Source organism: Micromonospora sp. DH13 (genome assembly GCF_020873825.1).
Classification (GTDB): domain Bacteria; phylum Actinomycetota; class Actinomycetes; order Mycobacteriales; family Micromonosporaceae; genus Micromonospora; species Micromonospora haikouensis.
Genome location: NZ_JAHWGR010000047.1, coordinates 24032 through 45221, shown reverse-complemented (window position 1 = coordinate 45221; position 21190 = coordinate 24032). Strand labels below are relative to the sequence as shown.

Here is a 21190-nt window from a genome sequence, read left to right as displayed (position 1 = left end):
GCCGAATCGGTTACGGGTTGTAGGAGGTGTGGGGCAGATGACGGCGTTCAACCGCGATCTACCTGCTGTCCCGCAGATTATGGAGCCCTCCCACCAGGGCTTTCGTGACGCTGCGCGGTCCGATCACTACGGGAATGATGTTGCACAGAGTCACCGTCGAAGGTCTAGGCTGGCGGCTGTCATCCCCGAAGATCCATCCATTCCTAGTGATCGAGATTTCGACGTGACGAGTGCGTTGACGCTGCCGAACGGCAGCCACCTGGCGTCGTCGGCCTGGCCGGAGTCGCCGTCCGGGTCGCAGCCTTTGCCCTTCGAGCTCGACCATCTGCTCGCCCTCCGGGTGCCCGGCCTCATCGCCACCCGCCGGCACATCCACTCCCACCCGGAGCTCTCCGGCGAGGAGTTCGAGACAGCGGCCCTGATCGCCCGCGAGCTGTCCCTCGCCGGGCTGCGGCCCCGCCTGCTGCCGAAGGGCAACGGGGTCATCTGCGACATCGACGGCCGCCCCGACGGCCCGGTGGTCGCGCTGCGCGCCGACATCGACGCGCTGCCGCTGACCGACGTCAAGGACGTGCCCTACCGGTCCACGAAGGACGGCGTCTGCCACGCCTGCGGCCACGACGTGCACACCACGGTGCTGCTCGGCGTCGGCATGCTGCTGGCCCAGCTCGCCGACCTCGGCGAACTGGACGGCCGGGTCCGGCTGATCTTCCAGCCGGCGGAGGAGATCCTGCCCTGCGGCTCGCTGGAGGTCATCGAGGCCGGCGGCCTCGACGACGTCGTGCAGATCTTCGCGCTGCACTGCGACCCCAACCAGCCCGTCGGCAAGGTCGGCCTGCGGGTCGGCCCGATCACCGCCGCCGCCGACAACGTCACCGTGCGGCTCACCGGACCGGGCGGGCACACCGCCCGCCCGCACCTGACCGTCGACCTGGTCGACGCGCTCGGCCGGCTGGTCACCGAGGTGCCCGCCCTGGTCAGCCGCCGGGTGCCGGCCAACAGCGGGCTGCTGCTGGTGTTCGGCCACGCCTCGGCCGGCACCCGGTACAACGTGATCCCGTCCGAGGCGACCGCGTCCGGCACCCTGCGGGTGATGGACCGCAACACCTGGGACGAGGCCCCCAAGATCGTCGCTCAGGTGGTGCGGGACGTCATCGCCCCCACCGGCGCCACCGTCGACCTGGAATACCTGCGCGGCCGGCCCCCGGTCACCAACGACGCCCGGGCGATCCAGGTGCTGACGGCGGCGACCCACGCCGCGCTCGGCCCGGACGGGGTCGCCGAGACCCCGCAGAGCATGGGCGGCGAGGACTTCAGCTGGTATCTGGAGCACGTCCCCGGCGCGCTGGCCCGCCTCGGCGTCGGCCGGTCCGGCCCGAACGTCGACCTGCACCGGGCCTCGTTCGACGTCGACGAGCGGGCCATCGCGGTCGGCGTCCGGGTCATGGTGCAGACCGCGCTGCGGGCACTGGCGGCGGCGCGCTGACGACCGGCGCCGGCGCCCGCCGCCGGCGCCGCCTCAGCACCGTCACCAGCACGGCCACCGGCACGCCGATGGCCACCGCGAACGGCAGCAGCGCCCCGAGCACCGTGAGCAGCACGCCCAGCGAGGCGACGAACGCCGTCCAGCCGCCGCGCAGACCGACCAGGAAACCGGTGTCGGGCTCCGGGTCCCGGACGTCCGCCTCCGGCCCGACCAGGGTGAGGGTGATGGTGGAGAGCGCCGTCAGGTCGGCCAGGCGGCGCTTCTTCGCCTCCAGCGAGGCGAGGTCGGCCTCCCGGCGGGCCACCTCGCTCTCCAGCGTCACCAGGTCGCCGATCGAGGTGGCCCGCGCCAGCAGCTTGCGACCGCTCTCGACCCGGGCCCGCTGGGTGGCGATCCGCGCGTCGAGGTCGACGGTCTCCTCGGTCACGTCCTCCGTGCGGATCGCCCGCTGCTCCTGCCGGCCGAGCCGCGCCAGCTCCTCCAGCACGGCGGTGAACCGCTCCGCCGGCACCCGCAGCTGCAGCTCCGCCCGGGCGTTGGCGGTCCCCCCGCTGCTGCGCTCGTCGCCGCCGACGAAGCCACCGATGCCGGTGACCGCCGTGACGGCCGACCGGGCGGCGGCGTCCACATCGTCCACCCGTACCCGCATGGTTCCGGTGTAGATGATCGAGCGCTGGTCGACCCGCAGGTCCGGTGACCCGCCGCCCGCGCCCGAGCGCGCCCCACCGGCGTCGGCCCCCTGCTCCGCCTTCGCCCCGCCGGCCGGTGCCTCCTGCTGCGGAGCCACCGCCGCCGAGTCCTCGGCGCCGCCGCTGCCGTCGGCGCTGCACCCGCCGACCGCCAGCAACGCCACCAACCCCACCGCGGTCCACAACCTGCGTCTCGCGTGTCCGTCCATCAACAGCTCCGATCGTCTGCGCCCCCCGTCGGGCGTTACGTCAGACGTGGCGCGGCACCGGGCCGGTTCCGGCAGACTGCGCTCTGAGACATCACGATTAGGTCAATCGAGGAGTCACGATGCAGCTCACCAAGTACGCCCACTCCTGCCTCCGCGTCGAGCACGACGGCGGGGTGCTGGTCGTCGACCCCGGCGTCTTCAGCGACCCGGGCGCGCTGGACGGGGCGGACGCGGTGCTGATCACCCACGAGCACCCCGACCACGTGGACGTCGCGGCCCTCACCCGGCAGCTCGACCGCCGGCCGCTGCGCATCCACGGCCCGGCCTCGCTGGCCGGCGTCCTCGGCGACGCGGCCGAGGCCCTGGAGCCGGTCGCGCCCGGTCAGTCGTTCACGGCCGCGGGTGTGCCGGTACGCGCCTACGGCGGCCGGCACGCCGTCATCCACCCCGACATCCCGGTCGTGGACAACCTCGGATACCTGCTCGACGACGTCGTCTACCACCCCGGCGACGCGCTGGTGGCACCCGAGGACGTCCAGGTGGACACGCTCTTCGCGCCGATCCACGCCCCCTGGTCGAAGTTCTCCGAGGTCGTCGACTTCATCCGCGCGGTCGCCCCGCGCCGGGCCTTCGCCCTGCACGACGGGCTGCTCAACGACAACGGGCTCGCCGTCCTCGACCGCCAGTACGCCGCCCTGTCCGGCACCGACTACCAGCGCCTCGAGCCGGGCAGCCGGCTCGACGCCTGAGCCGTGCCACTCCCGCAGGACCTCCTCCGGCGGCTCTACACCGAGCCGCCGGAGGGGTTCGTCGCCACCCGCGACGCGGCCGTCGCCGAGGCCCGGCGCTCCGGCGACCCGGCCACGGCCCGCGAGATCGCCCGGCTGCGCCGGCCCACCGTGGCCGCCTGGCTGGTCAACCTGCTCGCCCTGCGCCGCCCCGAGCTGGTCGCCGACCTGACCCGGCTCGCCGAGGCGCTGCGCGCCGCCCAGCGCGACCTGCGCGGCCCCCGGCTGCGGGAGCTGTCCGCCCAGCGGCGGGCGGCGGTCGCCGCGCTGGTCGCCGAGGCGCGCCGGCTGGCCGCCGACGTCGAGGGCGGCCCGCCGGCCGGGAAGCTGCCGCTGGGCGAGGTGGAGGCGACCCTCAACGCCGCCCTCTCGGACGCGGAGGTGGCCGAGCAGGTGCGCTCCGGCCGGCTGTTGCGGGCCGCCAGCTACGCCGGCTTCGGCGAGGTGCCCCGCCCCCAGCTCCGCCTGGTCACCGGCGGCGAGGAGCCGACACCACCCGCCGGCCCACCCGCCGGCCCCGGGCGCCGCGCCGCCCGGGAGGACGACCGCGCCGAGCGTGCCGCCCGGAAGGCCGACCGTGCCGAGCGGGACGCCGCCCGTGCCACCCGGGAGGCCGAGCGCGCCGCGCGGGCCGAGCGGGCCCGGCAGCGCCGGGCGCTGGAGCGGGAACTGACGCGGGCGCGTACCGACCAGGAGCGGGCCGAGGCGGAGCTGGCCGGCGCGGCGGAGGCCGAGCACGACGGTGCCGAGGAACTGGCCGGCATCGAACGGTCGCTGGCCGAGCTGGAACGGCGGCGCGCCCAGGCCGAACAGGAGTTGAGCCGACGGAAGCTGGCCCGCCGGGCGGCGGAGCGGGCCGTCACCGCCGCCCGCCGCCGCACCGGCGAGGTCGAGGGCGCGATCGAGGCGGTGGACGCCGAAGAGGGGGCTGCGGCGGAAGGCCCCGGCGGGGCAGACTGATCCCGATGACGCCGGAGCAGGTCGCCGCCGCGAGCAAGCCGTTGGTGCTGGGGCTCGGGTCGGCGTTCACCCGCTGCCCGGCCACCCTGCGCCGGGCCGGCCGGCTCGGCATCCCCGGCTGGGCCTTCCACATCGCCGGCCGGGCCGGGGTGCTCGGCGACGTCCGGGTCGCCACCGTGACCGCCGCCCTCGGCTTCGTCGCCCCCGACGCCGTCGCCGACGGGTGGGACGCCGCCGCCCGCGTGCTCCGGCCGCCCGAGGTGGCGGCGGCGTACCTGGCCGAATGCTGCCGGTGGGGCATCGAGCACCTGGCCGCCATGGCCGGGGTGACCCGGCTGGCGACCCTGCTGCACCGGGTGGCCGACGCGGCCGACGCCAGCGCGATGCCGCTCTTCGCCGCCTGGCGGGCCACGCCGCCGCCGGCCGACTCACCGGCCGCCCGCGCCGCCGTCGGGCTGCTGCTGCTCCGGGAACACGTCATCGGGGCGTGCCTGCTGGCGTCGCGGGCCGGCGGGCTGACGCCGCTGGAGTCGGTGCTGTCCGGCCCGGACGGGGAGTCCGCCGCGCTCGCCTGCGGCTGGCCGCCGCCGTATCCCCCGGCCGGGCCCCTGGTGCGCCGGCGGCTGTGGGCCGACGCGGTGACCGACCGCCTGACGTCGGTCGGCTTCCGGGCCCTCACCCCGGCCGAGGGCACCGAACTGCTCGACCTGCTGACCACCGCGCACACCCTGGTGCAAGGAAGGGCCCCTTCTTAACGCCTGAGGTAGAGAAGGGTCCCCTTCTCACCACGCCGCCCCGCGCCGAGCGGCGCGCGGGGCGGCGCGGGGCGCTGCGGGGCGCCGAGCGCGCCAGGGGGCGCGGGAGCGGCGGGAGGAAAATGGGGGGCGCGGCGCAGGGGTGGCTGCCAGGATCGCCCCGTGACTCTTCCCGCCGGCTGGGCGGCGCGCCGCCCCACCCTCGACGACGTACCCGCGATCCTCGCGGTCGTGCACGCCGCCGACACCTTCTCGATCGGCCACCCGGACTTCGACGCCGAGGACGTCAAGGCCGCGCTGACGGCACCCCACTTCGACCCGGCGCGCGACTCCTGGCTGGTCAGCGACCCTCAGGGCCGGCTCGTCGCCTGGTCGCTGGTCGACAACCCGACCGGGGTGGGCCGGGAGTTCGTCGACGTCCTCGTCGACCCGGAGCACGGCGCGGCGGTCCGTGCGCCGCTGCTCGCCCGGATGCTGGACCGGGTCGCCGAACGGGCCGCCGAACGGGGCCTGCCCGCGCTGACCGTCCGCGTCTCGGCGTACGGGCCGGAGACCCGGTGGGCGGGCGAGCTGGCCGAGGCCGGGTTCACCCGGGTGAAGCGGTACCTGCGGATGAGCCGGGAGCTGGCCGACCTGCCCGCCGAGCCGCCGCTGCCGCCGGGGGTGACGGTCCGCTCGTTGCGGGCCGGCGACGAGGCGGACCTGCGACTGTTCCACCGGATCTTCGACACGGCGTTCCGGGACACCCCGGACTACGAGCCGGTCGGGTACGACCAGTGGCGCGAGCACCTGCCCGCGTACGCCAGGACCTGGGACGAGTGGTTCGTCGCCGAGGTCGACGGTGAGCCGGCCGGCGCGTTGCAGTCGTCCGACCAGGCGCTGGAGCAGGACATGGGCTGGGTGCGCACCCTGTCGGTGCTGCCGACGCACCGGCGGCGCGGGGTGGGGGCCGCGCTGCTGCGCCGGGCCTTCGCGATCTACGCGGCCAAGGGGCGGCGGCAGGCCGGCCTCGGCGTGGACCTCGCCAACCCGACCTCCCCGGCGACGCTCTACCGCTCGGTGGGGCTGCGGGAGCTGCACTGGGCCGACATGTACGAGCGCACCGTCCCCGCCGCCGGCACGTGACGGAGCCCCGCCGCTGCGTGACAGGAAACCCGCCGTTGCGTGACGGGCGGCCCGCCGGTGTGGGCCAGGCGACCCCGCCCCGGGCCGCCGTGCGCCCCGATCCGGGGAAGAGCAGACTGGGGGCGTGGGAGACGCGCTATGCCGACGCGGTGCCGGTGGGGCGGGACCGCAGCTCGCTGACGTAGTCGTCGGGCGCGCCCGCCTTCTCGGCGGCGTTGGCGATCTCCGACAGGTACCAGGCCGTCGGCAGGCCGCCCTCGTAGCCGTCGAAGACGTAGACCCAGGCGGTCACGTCCCCGTCGAGGGTGGAGACCCGGACGTGCAGCTTCCGGTACGTCCCGGAGGCCACCCCCTCGATCTCGTCGAGCTGGGCGGCGTCGTAGGGGTGGATGTCGTAGAGCGCCACGAACACCCGGTCGCCGGGGGACTCGACGACGGTGCTGACCGCGCCCTCCCAGCCGATCACGCCCTCGCCAGCGAAGGTGAGCCGCCAGCCCTCCAGCCAGCCGACGCCGACCATCGGGGAGTGCGGGCAGTAGGCGCGCATCCGGGCGGGATCCAGGTTTGAGCCGTAGGCGGCGTAATGACGCACGGCGATGACGATAGCCCGGCGGACGGGTGGGGGAGAATACGACGGTGCGTGTCGGACGTGTCGGGGAGAAGAAAGTCACTGTGAGCATGGACGAGGGGCGACAGCTGTGAGCCAGATCGTGATCATCGGCGGTGGGCCGGCCGGGTACGAGGCGGCTCTGGTCGCCGCCCAGTTGGACGCCGATGTCACCGTGGTGGAGGCCGAGGGGGCCGGCGGCGCGTGCGTGCTGTCCGACTGCGTCCCCTCGAAGACGTTCATCGCCAGCTCGGAGGTGGTCACCGGCTACCGGGACACCGAGGAGTTCGGGGTGCACTCCGACGGGCTGGAGGCGGTCACGGTCGACGCGCGGACCGTGCACGAGCGGGTCAAGCGGCTCGCGCTGGCCCAGTCCGCCGACATCCACGCCAAGCTGGTCAAGGCCGGCGTCACCTTCGTCGCCGGCACGGCCCGGCTCGGCGAGGACATGCTGGGCCACACCCACCGCGTCGTCGTCACCCCGGCCGACGGCTCCGGAAAGCACTCGATCGACGCGTCGACCGTGCTGGTCGCCACCGGGGCCACCCCGCGCCAGCTCCCCACGGCCGTGCCCGACGGCGAGCGCATCCTGACCTGGCGGCAGGTGTACGACCTGCCCGAGCTGCCCGAGCACCTGATCGTGGTCGGCTCCGGCGTCACCGGCGCCGAGTTCGCCAGCGCGTACCTGGCGATGGGGGTCCCGGTCACCCTCGTCTCCAGCCGGGACCGGGTGATGCCGCACGAGGACGCCGACGCCGCCATGGCGATCGAGCGGGTGTTCCGTTCCCGGGGCATGACGATCCTCAACAACTCCCGCGCCGAGGGCGTGCGGCGCACCGCCGACGGGGTGGAGGTGGAGCTGGCCGACGGCCGGCTGGTGCAGGGCTCGCACGCGCTCATCGCGGTCGGCTCGATCCCCAACACCGCCGGCCTCGGCCTCGCAGAATACGGCGTGGAGCTGGCCCGGGGCGGCTACGTCACCGTCGACCGGGTGTCGCGCACCAACGTCCCCGGGATCTACGCGGCCGGCGACTGCACGGGGGTGCTACCGCTGGCCAGCGTCGCCGCGATGCAGGGCCGGATCGCGATGTGGCACGCCCTCGGCGAGGCGGTCCGGCCGCTGCGGCTGCGTACGGTCGCCGCGAACGTCTTCACCGACCCGGAGCTGGCCACCGTGGGCGTCTCCCAGGACGAGGTGGACGCGGGTCGGACCCCGGCCCGCCAGGTGATGCTGCCGCTGTCGGGCAACGCGCGGGCGAAGATGGACGACCTCGCCGACGGCTTCGTGAAGCTGTTCTGCCGCCCGGCCAGCGGCCAGGTGATCGGCGGCGTGGTGGTGGCCCCGAAGGCCAGCGAGCTGATCCTGCCGATCACGATGGCGGTGGAGAACAACCTCACGGTCAACGAGCTGGCCCAGACCATCACGATCTACCCGAGCCTGTCGGGCTCGATCACCGAGGCGGCCCGCCAGCTCATGCTCCACGAGCTGGAGTAGCCGAGCCGGCTCCCTGCCACCCCTCGTGGTCAGCCCGGTGGCTTCATGCGACGTCGAGTCGGATGTTTCCGATCCGGGCGACCACGTCGAGGTGTCCGCCCAGGCCGGTGACGTATGCGCGGAGGCTCTCCAGGCTGGTGTGCTCGCCGTTCTCGATCTGGCTGATCCGTGCCTGGGACAGCCCCGCGGTCTCCGCGAGTTGCGTCTGGGTCATGCCGAGCTGTTTGCGGATCTCGGCCAGCTGAGCGCCGCTGACCGTTGCCAGCATCCGTTCGCGCAGCTCCTCACGCCGGGCCACTCGCTCGGGGTGCTCCCACTCGGGGTCGATCTCCCGGGCCTTGGCCTTGACATCCCGCCAATCCGCTCCACCGGTCATCGTTGCGCTTCCTTCAGACTGATCAGGTGTTCCTGGAATCGCTCGTCCGCCAAGGGTACGGCCGTCCGGTACCAGCTCTGCCAACTTCCCGACTTGTCTCCGGCCGCCAGGAACACCGCTTCCCGCCGAGGGTCGAAGGCGAAGATCATCCGCACCTCTGTCGATTTGCTTGAGCCGGGCCTCAGTTCCTTCAGGTGATGGAAGGAACTGCTCTTGAGGCGGTCGACCAACGGGCGGCCCAGCGCCGGGCCATGTTCGGCCAGGAGGTCGATGGCCTCGCTGACCAGGTCGGCGGTGGCCGGATCGGTGCGGCAGAGCAGCAGGAACCACGCCTCGACCTCGGGATGCAGCCTCACGTCCCACGCCTCACGAATATAAGTTCGGCTTATTCGGCAAGGTGGGAGGCGCGCCAGGTCAGTCGGTCGGGGGTTCGGGGCGGGCGCGGCGGGAGGCTAGGGCGGTCATCGCCCACCCGGCCGCCGCGAAGCCGGCCGCCGCCGCCCCGGCGATCACCAGCAGTTGCCACGCCGACTCGGTCAGCGCCGTGCCGCCGAGGTGCCCGATCAGCGTCCCGTAGGTGGCCCAGCCGGCCGCCGCCAGCGCCTCGTACGCGAGGAACAGCCGGTACGGGTACCGGCTGCGGCCGGCGGCGAAGCAGGCGGCCATCCGGCCGCCGGGCACGAAGCGGCAGAGCAGGATCACCAGCGGCCCCGGCCGGCGCAGCCCCCGGGTCACCCGGCCGGCGATCCGGCGGGCCCGGCCGGGCGCGGCGGTCGGTGCCGGCCGGCGGTCCGGCGCGCGCCGGCCCAGCAGATAGCAGGCGAGGTCGCCGACGAAGACGCCGAGCGCGCCGACGCCGATGGTCACCGGCAGGCTCAGCCCGCCGTACACGGTCAGCGCGCCGCCGGTGATCATCAGGACCTGCGTGGGTACGACCGGCACGAAGGCGTCGATCGCCAGCAACCCGAGCAGGACCAGGTAGGCCCAGAGCGGCGAGGCGACGTTGGTCAGCAGCTCAGGCACGACAACCCCCTCGCCGGGTCCGGCCGATCGGATGCACCGAAGCCTGCCGGCGTGCCCGGCGTCACCGCAGCCCACCCCGGCCGGTGGTGACCGCCGACACGGCCGGCGGGCCGGCAACCTCGGCGTACGGGTGGAGGCGGTCGGCGCGTCCGTGACGAGCGGCGTACCGTTGTCGGGGCGCGGCCCCGCACGTCGGGCCCTCGTTCCCGACGTCCGGGCCGCCAGGGCCGCCGGCAGGTCCCGTGCCGGCGGCCCGCCCGTGTCACGACGCTCAGCCCTGGACCGGGGCGGGCAGGGGTCCCGGCTCGCCGACGGCGACCGGGTCCGGCTGGCTGAACTGGGCCTGGTAGAGCCGGTGGTACGCGCCCCTGGCGGCCAGCAGCTGCTCGTGGGTGCCCTGCTCGACGATGCGGCCGTTCTCCATCATCAGGATCAGGTCCGCGTCGCGGATGGTGGACAGGCGGTGGGCGATGACGAAGCTGGTCCGGTCGGAGCGCAGCGCCGCCATGGCCCGCTGGAGCAGCACCTCCGTGCGGGTGTCCACCGAGCTGGTCGCCTCGTCGAGGATCAGCAGCGACGGCTCGGCCAGGAACGCCCGCGCGATGGTGATGAGCTGCTTCTCGCCCGCGCTGACGTTGTTGCCCTCGGAGTCGATGACGGTGTCGTAGCCGTCGGGGAGGCTGCGCACGAAGCGGTCCACGAACGTGGCCCGCGCGGCGGCCACGATCTCCTCCTCGCTCGCGCCCGGCCGGCCGTACGCGATGTTGTCGCGGATCGTGCCGCCGAAGAGCCAGGTGTCCTGGAGCACCATGCCGATCCGGCCGCGCAGGTCGTCGCGGCGCAGGGTGGTGATGTCGACCCCGTCGAGGGTGATCCGGCCGGCGTCCAGCTCGTAGAAGCGCATGACCAGGTTGACCAGGGTGGTCTTGCCGGCCCCGGTCGGCCCGACGATGGCCACCGTGTGGCCCGGTTCGGCGACCAGCGACAGGTCGGTGATCAGCGGCTTGTCCGGCTCGTACCGGAAGGAGACCCGGTCGAACTCGACGCGGCCGTGCGGGTCGGCGACCCGGGCCGGCACGGCCGGGTCGGGGCTCTGCTCCTCGGCGTCGAGCACCGCGAACACCCGCTCGGCGGAGGCGACCCCGGACTGCAGCAGATTGGCCATCGAGGCGACCTGGGCCAGGGGCTGCGTGAACTGCCGCGAATACTGGATGAACGCCTGCACGTCGCCGAGGCTCATCGTGCCCGACGCCACCCGCAGCCCGCCGACCACGGCGATCGCGACGTAGCTGAGGTTCCCGATGAACATCATCGCCGGCATGATGATCCCGGAGATGAACTGGGCGCCGAAGCTGGCCCGGAACAGCTCGTCGTTCTTGGCGGTGAAGGCGGCCTCCACCTCGCGCTGCCGGCCGAACACCTTCACCAGCTCGTGGCCGGTGAACGCCTCCTCGATCTGGCCGTTCAGCTCGCCGGTGTGCGTCCACTGGGCGATGAACCGCTGCTGCGAACGCTTCGCGATCGCGCCGGTGACCACCACCGACAGCGGCACCGCGACCAAGGCCACCAGCGCCAGCAACGGCGAGATCCAGAACATCATGGCCAGCACGCCGACCACGGTCAGCAGCGAGGTGAGCAGCTGGCTCAGCGTCTGCTGGAGGGTCTGCGAGATGTTGTCGATGTCGTTGGTGACCCGGCTGAGCAGCTCGCCCCGGGGCTGCCGGTCGAAGTACGGCAGCGGCAGCCGGTTCAGCTTGTTCTCGACGTCGGCGCGCAGCCGCAGCACCGTGCGCTGCACCACCCCGTTGAGCAGCCAGCCCTGCCACCACATGAGCACGCTGGCCGCCAGGTAGAGGGCGAGCGCGAACAGCAGCACCCGGCCCAGGGCGGTGAAGTCGATGCCGACCCCGGGCACCACGTCCATCCGGGCCAGCATGTCGGCGAAGTTGTCGTTGCCGGCCGCGCGGGCCGCCGCGACCGCCTGCTCGGCGGTGGTCCCGGCCGGGAGCTGCCGACCGATCACCCCGCTGAAGATCAGGTCGGTGGCGTGGCCGAGCACCTTCGGCCCGTACACGCTGAAACCGACGCTGACCAGCGCGAGGGTGACGATGACGATCAGCTGGAGGCGGTGGGGTCGCAACCGGCGCAGCAGCCGCCGGGCCGACGGCCCGAAGTTCATCGACTTCTCGGCCGGCATGCCGGCGCCCATCCACGGCGGGCCGCCGCGCTGGCCGCCGGGGGGCAGCCGTTTCGGCGTGGCCGGCTCCGCCTTCGCCGCCCCGACGGGCCGTTGGTCCGGTACGGCCGTCATGCCGGCACCCCCGCCGTCTGCTGGGACGCGACGATCTCCGCGTACGTCGGGCAGTTCTCCAGTAGTTCGGCGTGCCGGCCCATCCCGACGATGCCCCCGTCCTCGAGCACGATGATCTGGTCGGCGTCGACGATCGTGGAGACCCGCTGGGCCACGATCACCACCGCCGCGTCCCTGGTGACCGGCCGCAGCGCCGCCCGTAGCCGGGCGTCGGTGCCGAGGTCGAGCGCCGAGAACGAGTCGTCGAAAAGGTAGATCTCCGGCTTGCGCACCAGGGCGCGGGCGATCGCGAGGCGCTGCCGCTGCCCGCCGGAGACGTTGGTGCCGCCCTGTGCGATCGGGGCGTCCAGCCCCTCGGGCAGCTCGGCGACGAAGTCGCGCGCCTGGGCGACCTCCAGGGCGGCCCAGAGCTCGGCGTCGGTGGCATCCGGGTTGCCGTACCGCAGGTTGCTGGCGATCGTGCCGCTGAACAGGTATGGCCGCTGCGGCACCAGCCCGATCCGCCGCCACAGCTCGTCCGGGGCGAGGTCGCGCACGTCCACCCCGTCGACCAGCACCGCCCCGGCCGTGGCGTCGACCAGTCGGGGGATCAGCGTCAGCAGGGTCGTCTTGCCGGCCCCCGTGCTGCCGATGACGGCCGTGGTGCGCCCGGCGCGTGCCGTGAACGAGATGTCGTGCAGCACCGGCGCGCTCGCCCCCGGATACTGGAACCGGACGTCGCGCAGCTCCAGCTCGCCCCGGACGGTCACCTCGGTCACCGGCGCGGCTGGCGGGACGACGGTCGAGTCGGTGTCCAGCACCTCGACGATCCGCTCGGCGCAGACCGCGGCGCGGGGGACCATCATCAGCATGAGGGTGGCCATCATGACGGCCATCAGGATCTGCATGAGGTATTGCAGGAATGCGGTGAGCGCGCCGACCTGGATCTGGCCGGCGTCGACGCGTTCCGCGCCGAACCAGAGCACGGCGATGCTGGAGACGTTGAGCACCAGCATCACGATGGGGAAGATCAGGGCCATCAGCCGGCCGGTGCGCAGGGCGGTCGCCGTGAGGTCGGCGTTCGCGCGGCCGAAGCGCTCCGTCTCGTACGGCTCCCGGACGAACGCCCGGACCACCCGGATGCCGGTGATCTGCTCGCGCAGCACGCGGTTGACCGCGTCGATGCGGGTCTGCATCAGCCGGAACCCGGGCACCATCCGCCGGATGATCAGCGCGAGCGCGACCGCCAGCACCGGGACGCTGACCAGCATCAGCCAGGACAGCCCGATGTCCTCCCGCAGCGCCATCACCACCCCGCCGACGCTCATGATCGGCGCGGCGGCCAGGATGGTGCAGCTCATCAGCACGAGCATCTGCACCTGCTGCACGTCGTTGGTGTTGCGGGTGATCAGCGAGGGCGCGCCGAAGCGGGCCACCTCGCGGGCGGAGAACCGGTTGACGTGGGCGAACAGCTCGGCGCGGACGTCCCGGCCGAAGCCCATCGCCGTGCGCGCGCCGAGGTAGACGGCGGCGGTGGAGCAGGCGATCTGCACCAGGCTGACCAGCAGCATCCAGCCGCCCGTACGCATGATGTAGCCGGTGTCGCCCCGGGCCACGCCCTGGTCGATGATGTCGGCGTTGAGGCTCGGCAGGTAGAGCGAGGCCATCGTGCCGACGAACTGGAACGCCAGCACCGCCGCCAGTGGCCGATGGTAGGGGCGCAGGTATGCGCGGAGTAGCCGGATCAGCACGCCGAGGTCTCCGGTCTCGTGTCGTGGGGCGTCATCTGTGGTTCCTCTCCACTGCCGATGACCTCGAGCAGGAACTGCCGGATCACGGCCGCCTTCGCCGGGTCTGCGTCGACCGAGGTCAGCGGTCGGCCGGACTGCATGAGGGTGATGAGTGCGGCGACCCGCTCCCGGCCGGCGGGGGTCAGGACGAGCCGCACGCTGCGCCGGTCGGTGTCGTCGCGCTGCCGCTCGACGAGGCCGTCCCGCTCCAGCGTGTCGACGATGCCGGTGAGGGTGGCCGGGCGGATGAAGCCGGCCTCGGCGACCGCCCGGAGGGGCAGCTCGCCGTGCTGGGCCAGGGTCATCAGGGTGGCCATGCCCGCCTGGGTCAGACCGTGCTCCTCGGCGAGGTAACGGTTCCACCGCTGGCCGACGATGTGACCGGCGGTCACCAGCAGCCGGCCGAGCGGCACGTCCCGCAGCCCGATCAGGTCCATGCGCTCATGTTAGCCCCCTGATAGTCAGGCCCCAAACGAAATAGCGGCGGCGGCGGAGAGGAAGACCACCTGGAGCAACGCGCGAGGCACGAGCGGGGTCACCGGCCGACCGGCCAGGGTCAGCCCGCGCCGGGCGGCCGAGGCGTTGGCCGGGAACATGGCGAGCAGCAGCAGCCCCAGCCCGGCCGCCGCCCACCCCGCCGTGGCCGGCACGAGCAGCGCCACCGCGCCGGCCAGCTCCAGCACGCCGGTGACGGTCACCAGCAGCCCCGGGTGGGGCAGCCGGGGCGGCACCATGGCGATCAGGTCGGCCCGGCGGCCGGTGAAGTGGGCGAACGCGGTGAGCGCGAACAGGGCCGCCAGCCCGACCCGCAGCGCGGGGTGCCAGCCGTCCAGGGCGTCCACGCCGAGCAGCCCGGCCAGCCGGGCCAGGGTGAATCCGGCGACGAGGGCGATCAGGGGCGCCATGGGAACCTCCTCGGTCAGGGGCAACTTGTCATTGACTAGATTGCGCCCGGCTCGCCATCTTGTCAACGACAAGTTAGGCTTCGGCCATGACCGGACAGCGTGGCTACCATCACGGTGACCTGCGTCGCGCCCTGCTCGCCGCCGCCGTCGAGGCGATCACCGAGGCCGGGCCGGCGGCCCTGAGCCTGCGCGACCTGGCCCGCCGCGCCGGGGTCTCGCACGCCGCCCCCGCCCACCACTTCGGCGACAAGGCGGGGCTGCTCACCGCGCTCGCCGTCGAGGGCTTCGACCTGCTGGCCGGGGCGCTCCGCGAGGCCGGCGACCTGCTCGACGCCGGTGTCGCGTACGTCCGCTTCGCGGTCGGGCACCGCGCCCACTTCGAGGTGATGTTCCGCCCCGAGCTCTACCGCCGCGACGACCCGGAGGTGGCGGCCGCCCGCGAGCGGGCCGGCGCGGCGCTGCGGGCCGGAGTGGCCGCCCTCCCGCGCGACGGCACCGACCCGGACGAGGAGGCGGACGCCCTCGCCGCCTGGTCGATCGTGCACGGATTCGCGACCCTCTGGCTGGCCGGGGCGCTACCGCCCCGCACCGGCCCGGACCCGGAGGCCGCCGCCCGGAAGGTCATCCGCCGCCTCTTCGACTGACGTCGGCCCGGCCACGACTGACGCCCCCGGCTTCGGCTTCGGCTGCCCGGCTGTCGGCTGACGCCCCCGGCTTCGGCTTCGGCTGCCCGGCTGTCGGCTGACGCCCCCGCCTTCGGCTTCGGCTGACGCCGGCTCAGCGCGGCGCGCGCCGCTGCGCCGGCTCGGCCGGGGTCGCGTCGATGTACTCGCGCATCACCTCGGCCATCTCGCGCAGGAACGCGGCGGTCGCCGCCGCCTGCTCCGGAGAGAGCCGACCGACCGCCCGCTCCACCCCGACGAGCATCGGCCGCAGCGCCTCGACCACCTGTTCGGCGGCGTGGTCGGTGACCTGGAGACACAGCCGCCGCCGGTCGCGCGGGTGCGGCGCCCGCGCCACGTGCCCGGCCTGCACCAGCCGGTCGACCAGGCTGGTCGCCGACGCCGACCGGATGCCCAGCCGGTTGCCCAGCTCCACGGGGCCGAGCGGCTCCGCGCTGGCGACGAGGTGCTCGATCGCGGCGGCGTCGGTCGCCCCGATGCCCAGCCGCCGGGCCAGCGCGGCGCGGGTGTCCCCGGCGATCCGGAGCATGTCGCGCAGCGCCGCCACCGTCTCGGTGTCCGCCGCCGGCCGGCCCGCGGCCCCGTTGCCCGCGGTCCCGCTGCCCGCATTCCCATTGCGCGTCGTCCCGCTGTCCGCCGGGCTCGCCTGGGCGCCGGGCACGACTGCCCGCGCCGGTGATGCGGGCGAAACGTGCTCCATGGGTAAAAGTTAGCACCCGATAATAGTTAGACAGGCGAGTAATTCACCTGGCGCGCGGGGAACCTCGGCGGGCTCACCAGCTCGTCGGGAGGGGCATCCCCTCGGTGTAGCCGGCCGTGCTCTGCACCCCGACCAGCGCCCGCTCCGCGAACTCCGCCAGCGTGCGCGCACCCGCGTACGTGCACGCGCTGCGTACCCCGGAGATGATCTCGTCGATCAGGTCCTCGACGCCCGGACGGTCCGGGTCGAGATACATCCGGGCAGACGAGATGCCCTCCTCGAAGATCCCCTTGCGCGCCCGGTCGAACGCGCCGTCCTCGGCCGTACGCGCGCTGACCGCCCGCGACGAGGCCATCCCGAAGCTCTCCTTGTACCGCCGGCCGTCCGCGTCGGTGTACAGGTCGCCGGGGGACTCGTAGGTGCCGGCGAACCAGGACCCGATCATCACGTTCGACGCGCCGGCGGCCAGCGCCAGCGCCACGTCGCGCGGGTGCCGCACCCCGCCGTCGGCCCAGACGTGCCGGCCGAGCGCCCGCGCCGCCGCCGCGCAGTCCAGCACCGCCGAGAACTGCGGCCGCCCCACGCCGGTCATCATCCGGGTGGTGCACATCGCGCCCGGCCCGACGCCCACCTTCACGATGTCGGCACCGGCCTCGACGAGGTCGCGTACCCCGTCGGCGGTCACGACGTTGCCGGCCGCGACCGGGACGCCCGGGTCGAGCCTGCGCACCGCCCGCAGCGCGGACATCATCCGCTCCTGGTGCCCGTGCGCGGTGTCCACCACCAGGGTGTCGACCCCGGCCTCCAGCAGCGCGGCGGCCTTGCCGGTGACGTCGCCGTTGATGCCGACGGCCGCCGCGATCCGCAGCCGGCCCCCGTCGTCCACCGCCGGCCGGTAGAGGGTCGCGCGCAGCGCGCCCTTGCGGGTCAGCACCCCGACGAGGCGGCCGTCGCCGTCCACCACCGGCGCGAGCCGCCGCCGGGCCGCCGAGAGCCGGTCGAATCCGGTACGCGGGTCCGCGTCCGCCGGCACCGTGTGCAGCTCGGTCGACATCACGTGCCGGAGCTGGGCGAACCGGTCCACGCCCAGGGTGTCCGCCTCCGTCACCACGCCCAGGGGGCGGCCGGTCTCGTCGACCACGACCACCGCGCCGTGCGACCGCTTCGGCAGCAGGTGGATGGCGTCGCCGACGGTGTCGGTGGGGCCGAGGGTGATCGCCGTGTCGTGCACCAGGTGCCGCCGCTTGACCCAGCCGACCACGTTGGCCACCACGTCGATCGGGATGTCCTGCGGGATCACCGCGATCGCGCCACGCCGGGCGACGGTCTCGGCCATCCGCCGGCCGGCCACCGCCGTCATGTTCGCCACCACCAGGGGGATGGTGGTGCCCGTGCCGTCCGAGGTGGCCAGGTCGACGTCCAGCCGGGAGCCGACCTCGGATCGGGCCGGCGCCATGAAGACGTCGTTGTAGGTCAGGTCGTGCGCGGGGACCGCGCCATGAAGGAACCGCACCCGGCCATCATTGCCGGACCTGGGCTCCGCCGCCCGCGGTGGTCGCGGAAAACACCCCCGGGCCGGTACGCGCCGCCCTGTGGCCGGGTCGGCTCCCGGCCGGCTCCCGGTGGCGGCGCACGGGGCGGCCCGCCGCGCCTGGCGGCGGCGCAGGGCGTTAGGAAGGGCCCCTTCCTATACAGAATGCGTTAACAGGGGGCCCTTCCTAACGCGCCTCAGGCGATCGTGCAGATGGGGGAGCCGGCGGTGATGACCGCGCCGACCTCGGCGGACAGCCCGCTGACCGTGCCCGCCCTGTGCGCGTGCAGCGGCTGCTCCATCTTCATCGCCTCCAGCACGACGACCAGGTCACCCTCGGCGACGGTGTCGCCGTCCGCGACGGCGATCTTCACGATCGTGCCCTGCATCGGCGAGGTGAGCGCGTCGCCGTCGACCGCCGCGCCGGCCTTGGCCCCGCCGCCCCGGCGGGCCGGCTTACGCGCGGCGGGCGCGGCGGTGGCCGTACCCGCGCCGAGGCCGGCGGGCAGCGTCACCTCCAGCCGCTTGCCGCCCACCTCGACCACGACGGTCTCCCGCTCGGCCGGGCCCTCGGCGGGGCCGGCGACGGCGGTGAACGGCGGCACGGTGTTGTCGAACTCGGTCTCGATCCACCGGGTGTGCACTGTGAACGGCGCGGCCGTGAACGCGGGGTCGCGCACCACCAGGCGGTGGAACGGCAGCGCGGTGGCCATGCCCTCGACGACCATCTCGTCCAGCGCCCGCCGGGCCCGCTCCAGTGCCTCGGTGCGGGTCTCGCCGGTGACGATCACCTTGGCCAGCAGCGAGTCGAAGTTGCCGCCGATCACGTCGCCGGCGGAGATGCCGGTGTCCACCCGGACGCCGGGCCCGGTGGGCAGCCGCAGCGCGGTGACCGTGCCGGGGGCGGGCAGGAAGTTGCGGCCCGGGTCCTCGCCGTTGATCCGGAACTCGATGGCGTGTCCGCGCGGCGTCGGGTCCTCGGTCAGCCGCAGCCGCTCGCCGTCGGCGATGCGGAACTGCTCACGCACGAGGTCGATGCCGGCGGTCTCCTCGGTGACCGGGTGCTCGACCTGGAGGCGGGTGTTGACCTCCAGGAAGGAGATCGTGCCGTCCGCGCCCACCAGGTATTCCACCGTGCCGGCGCCGTGGTAGCCGGCCTCCCGGCAGATCGCCTTGGCGCTGTCGTGGATCTGGGCGCGCTGGGCGTCGGTGAGGAACGGCGCGGGGGCCTCCTCGACGAGCTTCTGGTGCCGGCGTTGCAGCGAGCAGTCCCGGGTGCCGACGACGACCACGTTGCCGTGCCGGTCGGCGAGGACCTGCGCCTCGACGTGCCGGGGCTGGTCGAGGTAGCGCTCGACGAAGCACTCGCCCCGGCCGAACGCGGCGACCGCCTCGCGGGTGGCCGACTCGAACAGGTGCGGGATCTCCTCCAGGGTGCGGGCCACCTTGAGGCCGCGCCCGCCGCCGCCGAAGGCGGCCTTGATGGCCACCGGCAGGCCGTGCTCGACCGCGAACGCGGTCACCTCGTCGTGGCCGGCGACCGGGTCCGGGGTGCCGGGGACCAGGGGCGCGCCGGCCCGCTGGGCGATGTGCCGGGCGGTGACCTTGTCGCCGAGATCGCGGATCGCCTGCGGGGTCGGGCCGATCCAGGTCAGGCCCGCGTCGAGGACGGCCTGGGCGAAGTCGGCGTTCTCGGAGAGGAAGCCGTACCCGGGGTGGACGGCGTCGGCCCCGGCCTGCGCGGCGACGGCGATCAGCTTGTCGATCCGCAGGTACGTCTCGGCGGCGGTGTCGCCGCCCAGGGCGTACGCCTCGTCGGCCAGGGTGGCGTGCAGCGCGTCCCGGTCGGAGTCGGCGTAGACGGCGACGCTGCCCAGGCCGGCGTCGCGGCAGGCGCGGATGACGCGGACGGCGATCTCGCCTCGGTTGGCGATGAGTACCTTGCGCACCTCGTGCCTCCTCCCGGGATGTTACTGACGGGGAGTTTATCGGCCGAGGTCGCGGCCCTAACGATCGCTCAGTGTGGGATGTGGCACTGTCCCGCCGCCGATAGTCAAACTTGCCTAATACGCTTCTCCGGTGTCTGCCACTCGGATGATGATTCTCGGCCTGGTCAAGTGGATGCAGCCGGTGCACGGCTACGACGTCCGCCGCGAGCTGCTCAGTTGGGGCGCCGACAAGTGGGCCAACGTGCAGCCCGGCTCGATCTACCACGCGCTGCGCAAGCTCGGCGAGGAGGGACTGCTGCGCGAGGTCGCCACCGAGCAGGTCGGCGTCCGGCCGGCCCGGACGACGTACGAGATCACCCCGAAGGGGGTCGACGAGTTCGAGACCCTGCTGCGCGACCTGTGGTGGGGCAATCATCAGACGAACGATCCGTTCATGGCGGCGTTCGCGTTCCTGCCGGCGCTGCCCAGGCCGGAGGCGGCGGCCGCGCTGCGCAGCCGGGGGCAGGTGCTGCGGGCCGGCGTGGAGAGCATGCGCGCCTCGATGGCGTCCGCCTGGATCCGCGACTCCAAGCCGGTGGGCGTGAGCTGGACGTACGAGCTGTGGATCGCCCGGGGCGAGGTCGAGGCGGACTGGTGCGAGCGGGTCGCCGACCGGATCGAGGCCGGCGTGCCGTACCTGCCGGAAGGGCTGGCCGGGCGGGACGACTGGAGCGTCGGGGAAGGGGCACGCGAGCAGAATAATCAAAGTTGACTAGAGAAGTTATATCGCGTTAGCCTCGCCGGGAGTTTCGGGGCCACCCGTGTCGCGTGGCGTCCCCGGGGGAAAGGCCGGCCCCGTCCGGCCAAGGACGACCAGGAGCGAAGATGATCGAGACCAGAGGGCTGCGGAAGTCGTTCCGCTCCCGCGCCGGTCGACAGCACAAGACCGTCGACGCCGTCCGCGGCGTCGACCTGGACGTCGCCGAGGGGGAGATCTTCGGCTTCCTCGGCCCCAACGGCGCCGGCAAGACCACCACCCTGCGGATGCTGGCCACCCTCATCGCCCCCGACGGCGGCCAGGCCACCATCGCCGGGGCCGACCTGCTGCGCGACCCCGCCGAGGTGCGCCGCCGCATCGGCTACGTCGCCCAGGGCGGCAGCACCTGGGACGACTCCACCGCCCGCGAGGAGCTGGTCCTGCACGCCCGGATGTACGGCATCGGCAAGGCAGACGCCCGCCGCCGCGCCGAACGCGCCCTCGCCGCCTTCCAGCTCACCGAGTACGCCGACCGCAAGTGCAAGACCTACTCCGGCGGTCAGCGTCGCCGCGTCGAGATCGCCCTCGGCATCATCCACGACCCGCGCATCGTCTTCCTCGACGAGCCGACCACCGGCCTCGACCCGCAGAGCCGCGCCCACATGTGGGACGAGATCCGCCGGCTGCGCGCCGAGGGGATGACCGTCTTCATCACCACCCACTACCTCGACGAGGCCGACGCGCTCTGCGACCGCATCGCGATCATGGACCACGGCGAGGTGGTCGCCGAGGGCACCCCGACCGGGCTCAAGCGCGAGATCTCCGGCGAGGTGCTGCTCGTCGGGCTCGACGTCGCCACCACCGGGCAGGCCGCCCAACTGCTCGACACCGAGCCGTACGTCGCCAAGCTGGAGACCGTCGACGGCGGCGGCCTGCGGCTGACCGTCGACGAGGGGGCGACCGCCATCCCGCAGGTCCTGCGCCGGCTCGACCACGCCGGCCTCGCGCTCAACTCCATCGAGCTGCACCGCCCCAGCCTCGACGACGTCTTCCTCACCAAGACCGGCCGCTCGCTGCGCGAGTCCTGACCTCC

General features: G+C 73.8%; 21 protein-coding genes. 9 read left to right on the top strand and 12 right to left on the bottom strand.

The window, feature by feature from the left end; genetic code table 11:
* Positions 1-223 precede the first annotated feature (223 nt).
* Entirely contained in the window at positions 224-1486 is a 1263-nt protein-coding gene (locus tag LPA42_RS30430; RefSeq protein WP_077936106.1) for an amidohydrolase, read from the top strand.
* Here LPA42_RS30430 and LPA42_RS30425 read toward each other — a convergent pair.
* Positions 1443-2339, bottom strand: a complete 897-nt coding sequence (locus tag LPA42_RS30425; RefSeq protein ID WP_228987041.1) for a DUF4349 domain-containing protein — start codon at positions 2337-2339, stop codon at positions 1443-1445. The genes LPA42_RS30430 and LPA42_RS30425 overlap by 44 nt on opposite strands.
* 164 nt (positions 2340-2503) lie before the next feature.
* Between LPA42_RS30425 and LPA42_RS30420 the strand changes: the two genes are divergently transcribed.
* From LPA42_RS30420 to LPA42_RS34620, 4 genes are all read left to right on the top strand, one after another.
* Positions 2504-3133 carry an MBL fold metallo-hydrolase gene (locus LPA42_RS30420; protein WP_077936108.1) on the top strand — a complete coding sequence of 210 codons (630 nt, stop codon included), beginning with the start codon at positions 2504-2506 and terminating at the stop codon, positions 3131-3133.
* A 3-nt stretch (positions 3134-3136) separates the two neighbouring features.
* Positions 3137-4132 (top strand): hypothetical protein, encoded by a 996-nt coding sequence (locus tag LPA42_RS30415; protein WP_077936109.1) that lies wholly within the window; start codon positions 3137-3139, stop codon positions 4130-4132.
* Positions 4133-4137: 5 nt separating this feature from the next.
* Entirely contained in the window at positions 4138-4887 is a 750-nt protein-coding gene (locus LPA42_RS30410) for a hypothetical protein (RefSeq protein ID WP_077936110.1), read from the top strand.
* A 162-nt stretch (positions 4888-5049) separates the two neighbouring features.
* Positions 5050-6012, top strand: a complete 963-nt coding sequence (locus tag LPA42_RS34620; protein WP_077936111.1) for a GNAT family N-acetyltransferase — start codon at positions 5050-5052, stop codon at positions 6010-6012.
* A 136-nt stretch (positions 6013-6148) separates the two neighbouring features.
* Here the strand turns inward: LPA42_RS34620 and LPA42_RS30400 are convergent, their stop codons facing one another.
* Positions 6149-6604, bottom strand: coding sequence for a gamma-glutamylcyclotransferase (locus LPA42_RS30400; protein WP_077936112.1), 456 nt, complete (start codon positions 6602-6604; stop codon positions 6149-6151).
* Positions 6605-6710: 106 nt separating this feature from the next.
* On the opposite strand from LPA42_RS30400, the gene LPA42_RS30395 reads away from it, so the two are divergent.
* Positions 6711-8114, top strand: a complete 1404-nt coding sequence (locus tag LPA42_RS30395) for an NAD(P)H-quinone dehydrogenase (protein ID WP_077936113.1) — start codon at positions 6711-6713, stop codon at positions 8112-8114.
* Between the two features lie 43 nt (positions 8115-8157).
* On the opposite strand, the gene LPA42_RS30390 is transcribed toward LPA42_RS30395, so the two are convergent.
* The 7 genes from LPA42_RS30390 to LPA42_RS30360 all read right to left on the bottom strand — a co-directional run bounded on the left by LPA42_RS30390 (position 8158) and on the right by LPA42_RS30360 (position 14498).
* Positions 8158-8490 carry a helix-turn-helix domain-containing protein gene (locus LPA42_RS30390; RefSeq protein ID WP_077936114.1) on the bottom strand — a complete coding sequence of 111 codons (333 nt, stop codon included), beginning with the start codon at positions 8488-8490 and terminating at the stop codon, positions 8158-8160.
* Positions 8487-8846, bottom strand: coding sequence for a type II toxin-antitoxin system RelE/ParE family toxin (locus LPA42_RS30385; protein WP_228987040.1), 360 nt, complete (start codon positions 8844-8846; stop codon positions 8487-8489). The genes LPA42_RS30390 and LPA42_RS30385 overlap by 4 nt, the downstream gene beginning before the upstream one ends.
* A 58-nt stretch (positions 8847-8904) precedes the next feature.
* Complete coding sequence (locus tag LPA42_RS30380; protein WP_077936116.1) at positions 8905-9513, bottom strand: DedA family protein; 609 nt, start codon at positions 9511-9513, stop codon at positions 8905-8907.
* Between the two features lie 271 nt (positions 9514-9784).
* Positions 9785-11824 (bottom strand): ABC transporter ATP-binding protein, encoded by a 2040-nt coding sequence (locus tag LPA42_RS30375; protein ID WP_077936117.1) that lies wholly within the window; start codon positions 11822-11824, stop codon positions 9785-9787.
* Complete coding sequence (locus tag LPA42_RS30370) at positions 11821-13554, bottom strand: ABC transporter ATP-binding protein (protein ID WP_077936118.1); 1734 nt, start codon at positions 13552-13554, stop codon at positions 11821-11823. Before LPA42_RS30370 ends, LPA42_RS30375 begins: the two co-directional genes overlap by 4 nt.
* Positions 13548-14030 carry a MarR family winged helix-turn-helix transcriptional regulator gene (locus tag LPA42_RS30365; protein ID WP_043961863.1) on the bottom strand — a complete coding sequence of 161 codons (483 nt, stop codon included), beginning with the start codon at positions 14028-14030 and terminating at the stop codon, positions 13548-13550. The genes LPA42_RS30370 and LPA42_RS30365 overlap by 7 nt, the downstream gene beginning before the upstream one ends.
* Before the next feature lie 24 nt (positions 14031-14054).
* Complete coding sequence (locus LPA42_RS30360; RefSeq protein ID WP_077936119.1) at positions 14055-14498, bottom strand: DoxX family protein; 444 nt, start codon at positions 14496-14498, stop codon at positions 14055-14057.
* Between the two features lie 86 nt (positions 14499-14584).
* On the opposite strand from LPA42_RS30360, the gene LPA42_RS30355 reads away from it, so the two are divergent.
* On the top strand, positions 14585-15142 hold the full coding sequence (locus LPA42_RS30355; protein ID WP_077936120.1) for a TetR/AcrR family transcriptional regulator: 558 nt from the start codon (positions 14585-14587) through the stop codon (positions 15140-15142).
* A gap of 133 nt (positions 15143-15275) precedes the next feature.
* Here the strand turns inward: LPA42_RS30355 and LPA42_RS30350 are convergent, their stop codons facing one another.
* From LPA42_RS30350 to LPA42_RS30340, 3 genes are all read right to left on the bottom strand, one after another.
* Positions 15276-15881, bottom strand: coding sequence for a MarR family transcriptional regulator (locus tag LPA42_RS30350; RefSeq protein WP_308291162.1), 606 nt, complete (start codon positions 15879-15881; stop codon positions 15276-15278).
* Between the two features lie 73 nt (positions 15882-15954).
* Complete coding sequence (locus LPA42_RS30345; protein ID WP_077936121.1) at positions 15955-17394, bottom strand: GuaB1 family IMP dehydrogenase-related protein; 1440 nt, start codon at positions 17392-17394, stop codon at positions 15955-15957.
* 215 nt (positions 17395-17609) lie between these two features.
* The gene (locus LPA42_RS30340; RefSeq protein ID WP_077936122.1) at positions 17610-19361 is read right to left on the bottom strand and encodes a biotin carboxylase N-terminal domain-containing protein; all 1752 of its coding nucleotides are present in this window, start codon (positions 19359-19361) and stop codon (positions 17610-17612) included.
* 145 nt (positions 19362-19506) lie between these two features.
* Here LPA42_RS30340 and LPA42_RS30335 point away from each other — a divergent pair, with 145 nt between their 5' ends.
* Both LPA42_RS30335 and LPA42_RS30330 read left to right on the top strand, forming a co-directional pair.
* Positions 19507-20112 carry a PadR family transcriptional regulator gene (locus tag LPA42_RS30335; RefSeq protein ID WP_077936123.1) on the top strand — a complete coding sequence of 202 codons (606 nt, stop codon included), beginning with the start codon at positions 19507-19509 and terminating at the stop codon, positions 20110-20112.
* 113 nt (positions 20113-20225) lie between these two features.
* On the top strand, positions 20226-21185 hold the full coding sequence (locus tag LPA42_RS30330) for an ATP-binding cassette domain-containing protein (RefSeq protein ID WP_077936124.1): 960 nt from the start codon (positions 20226-20228) through the stop codon (positions 21183-21185).
* Positions 21186-21190 lie beyond the last annotated feature (5 nt).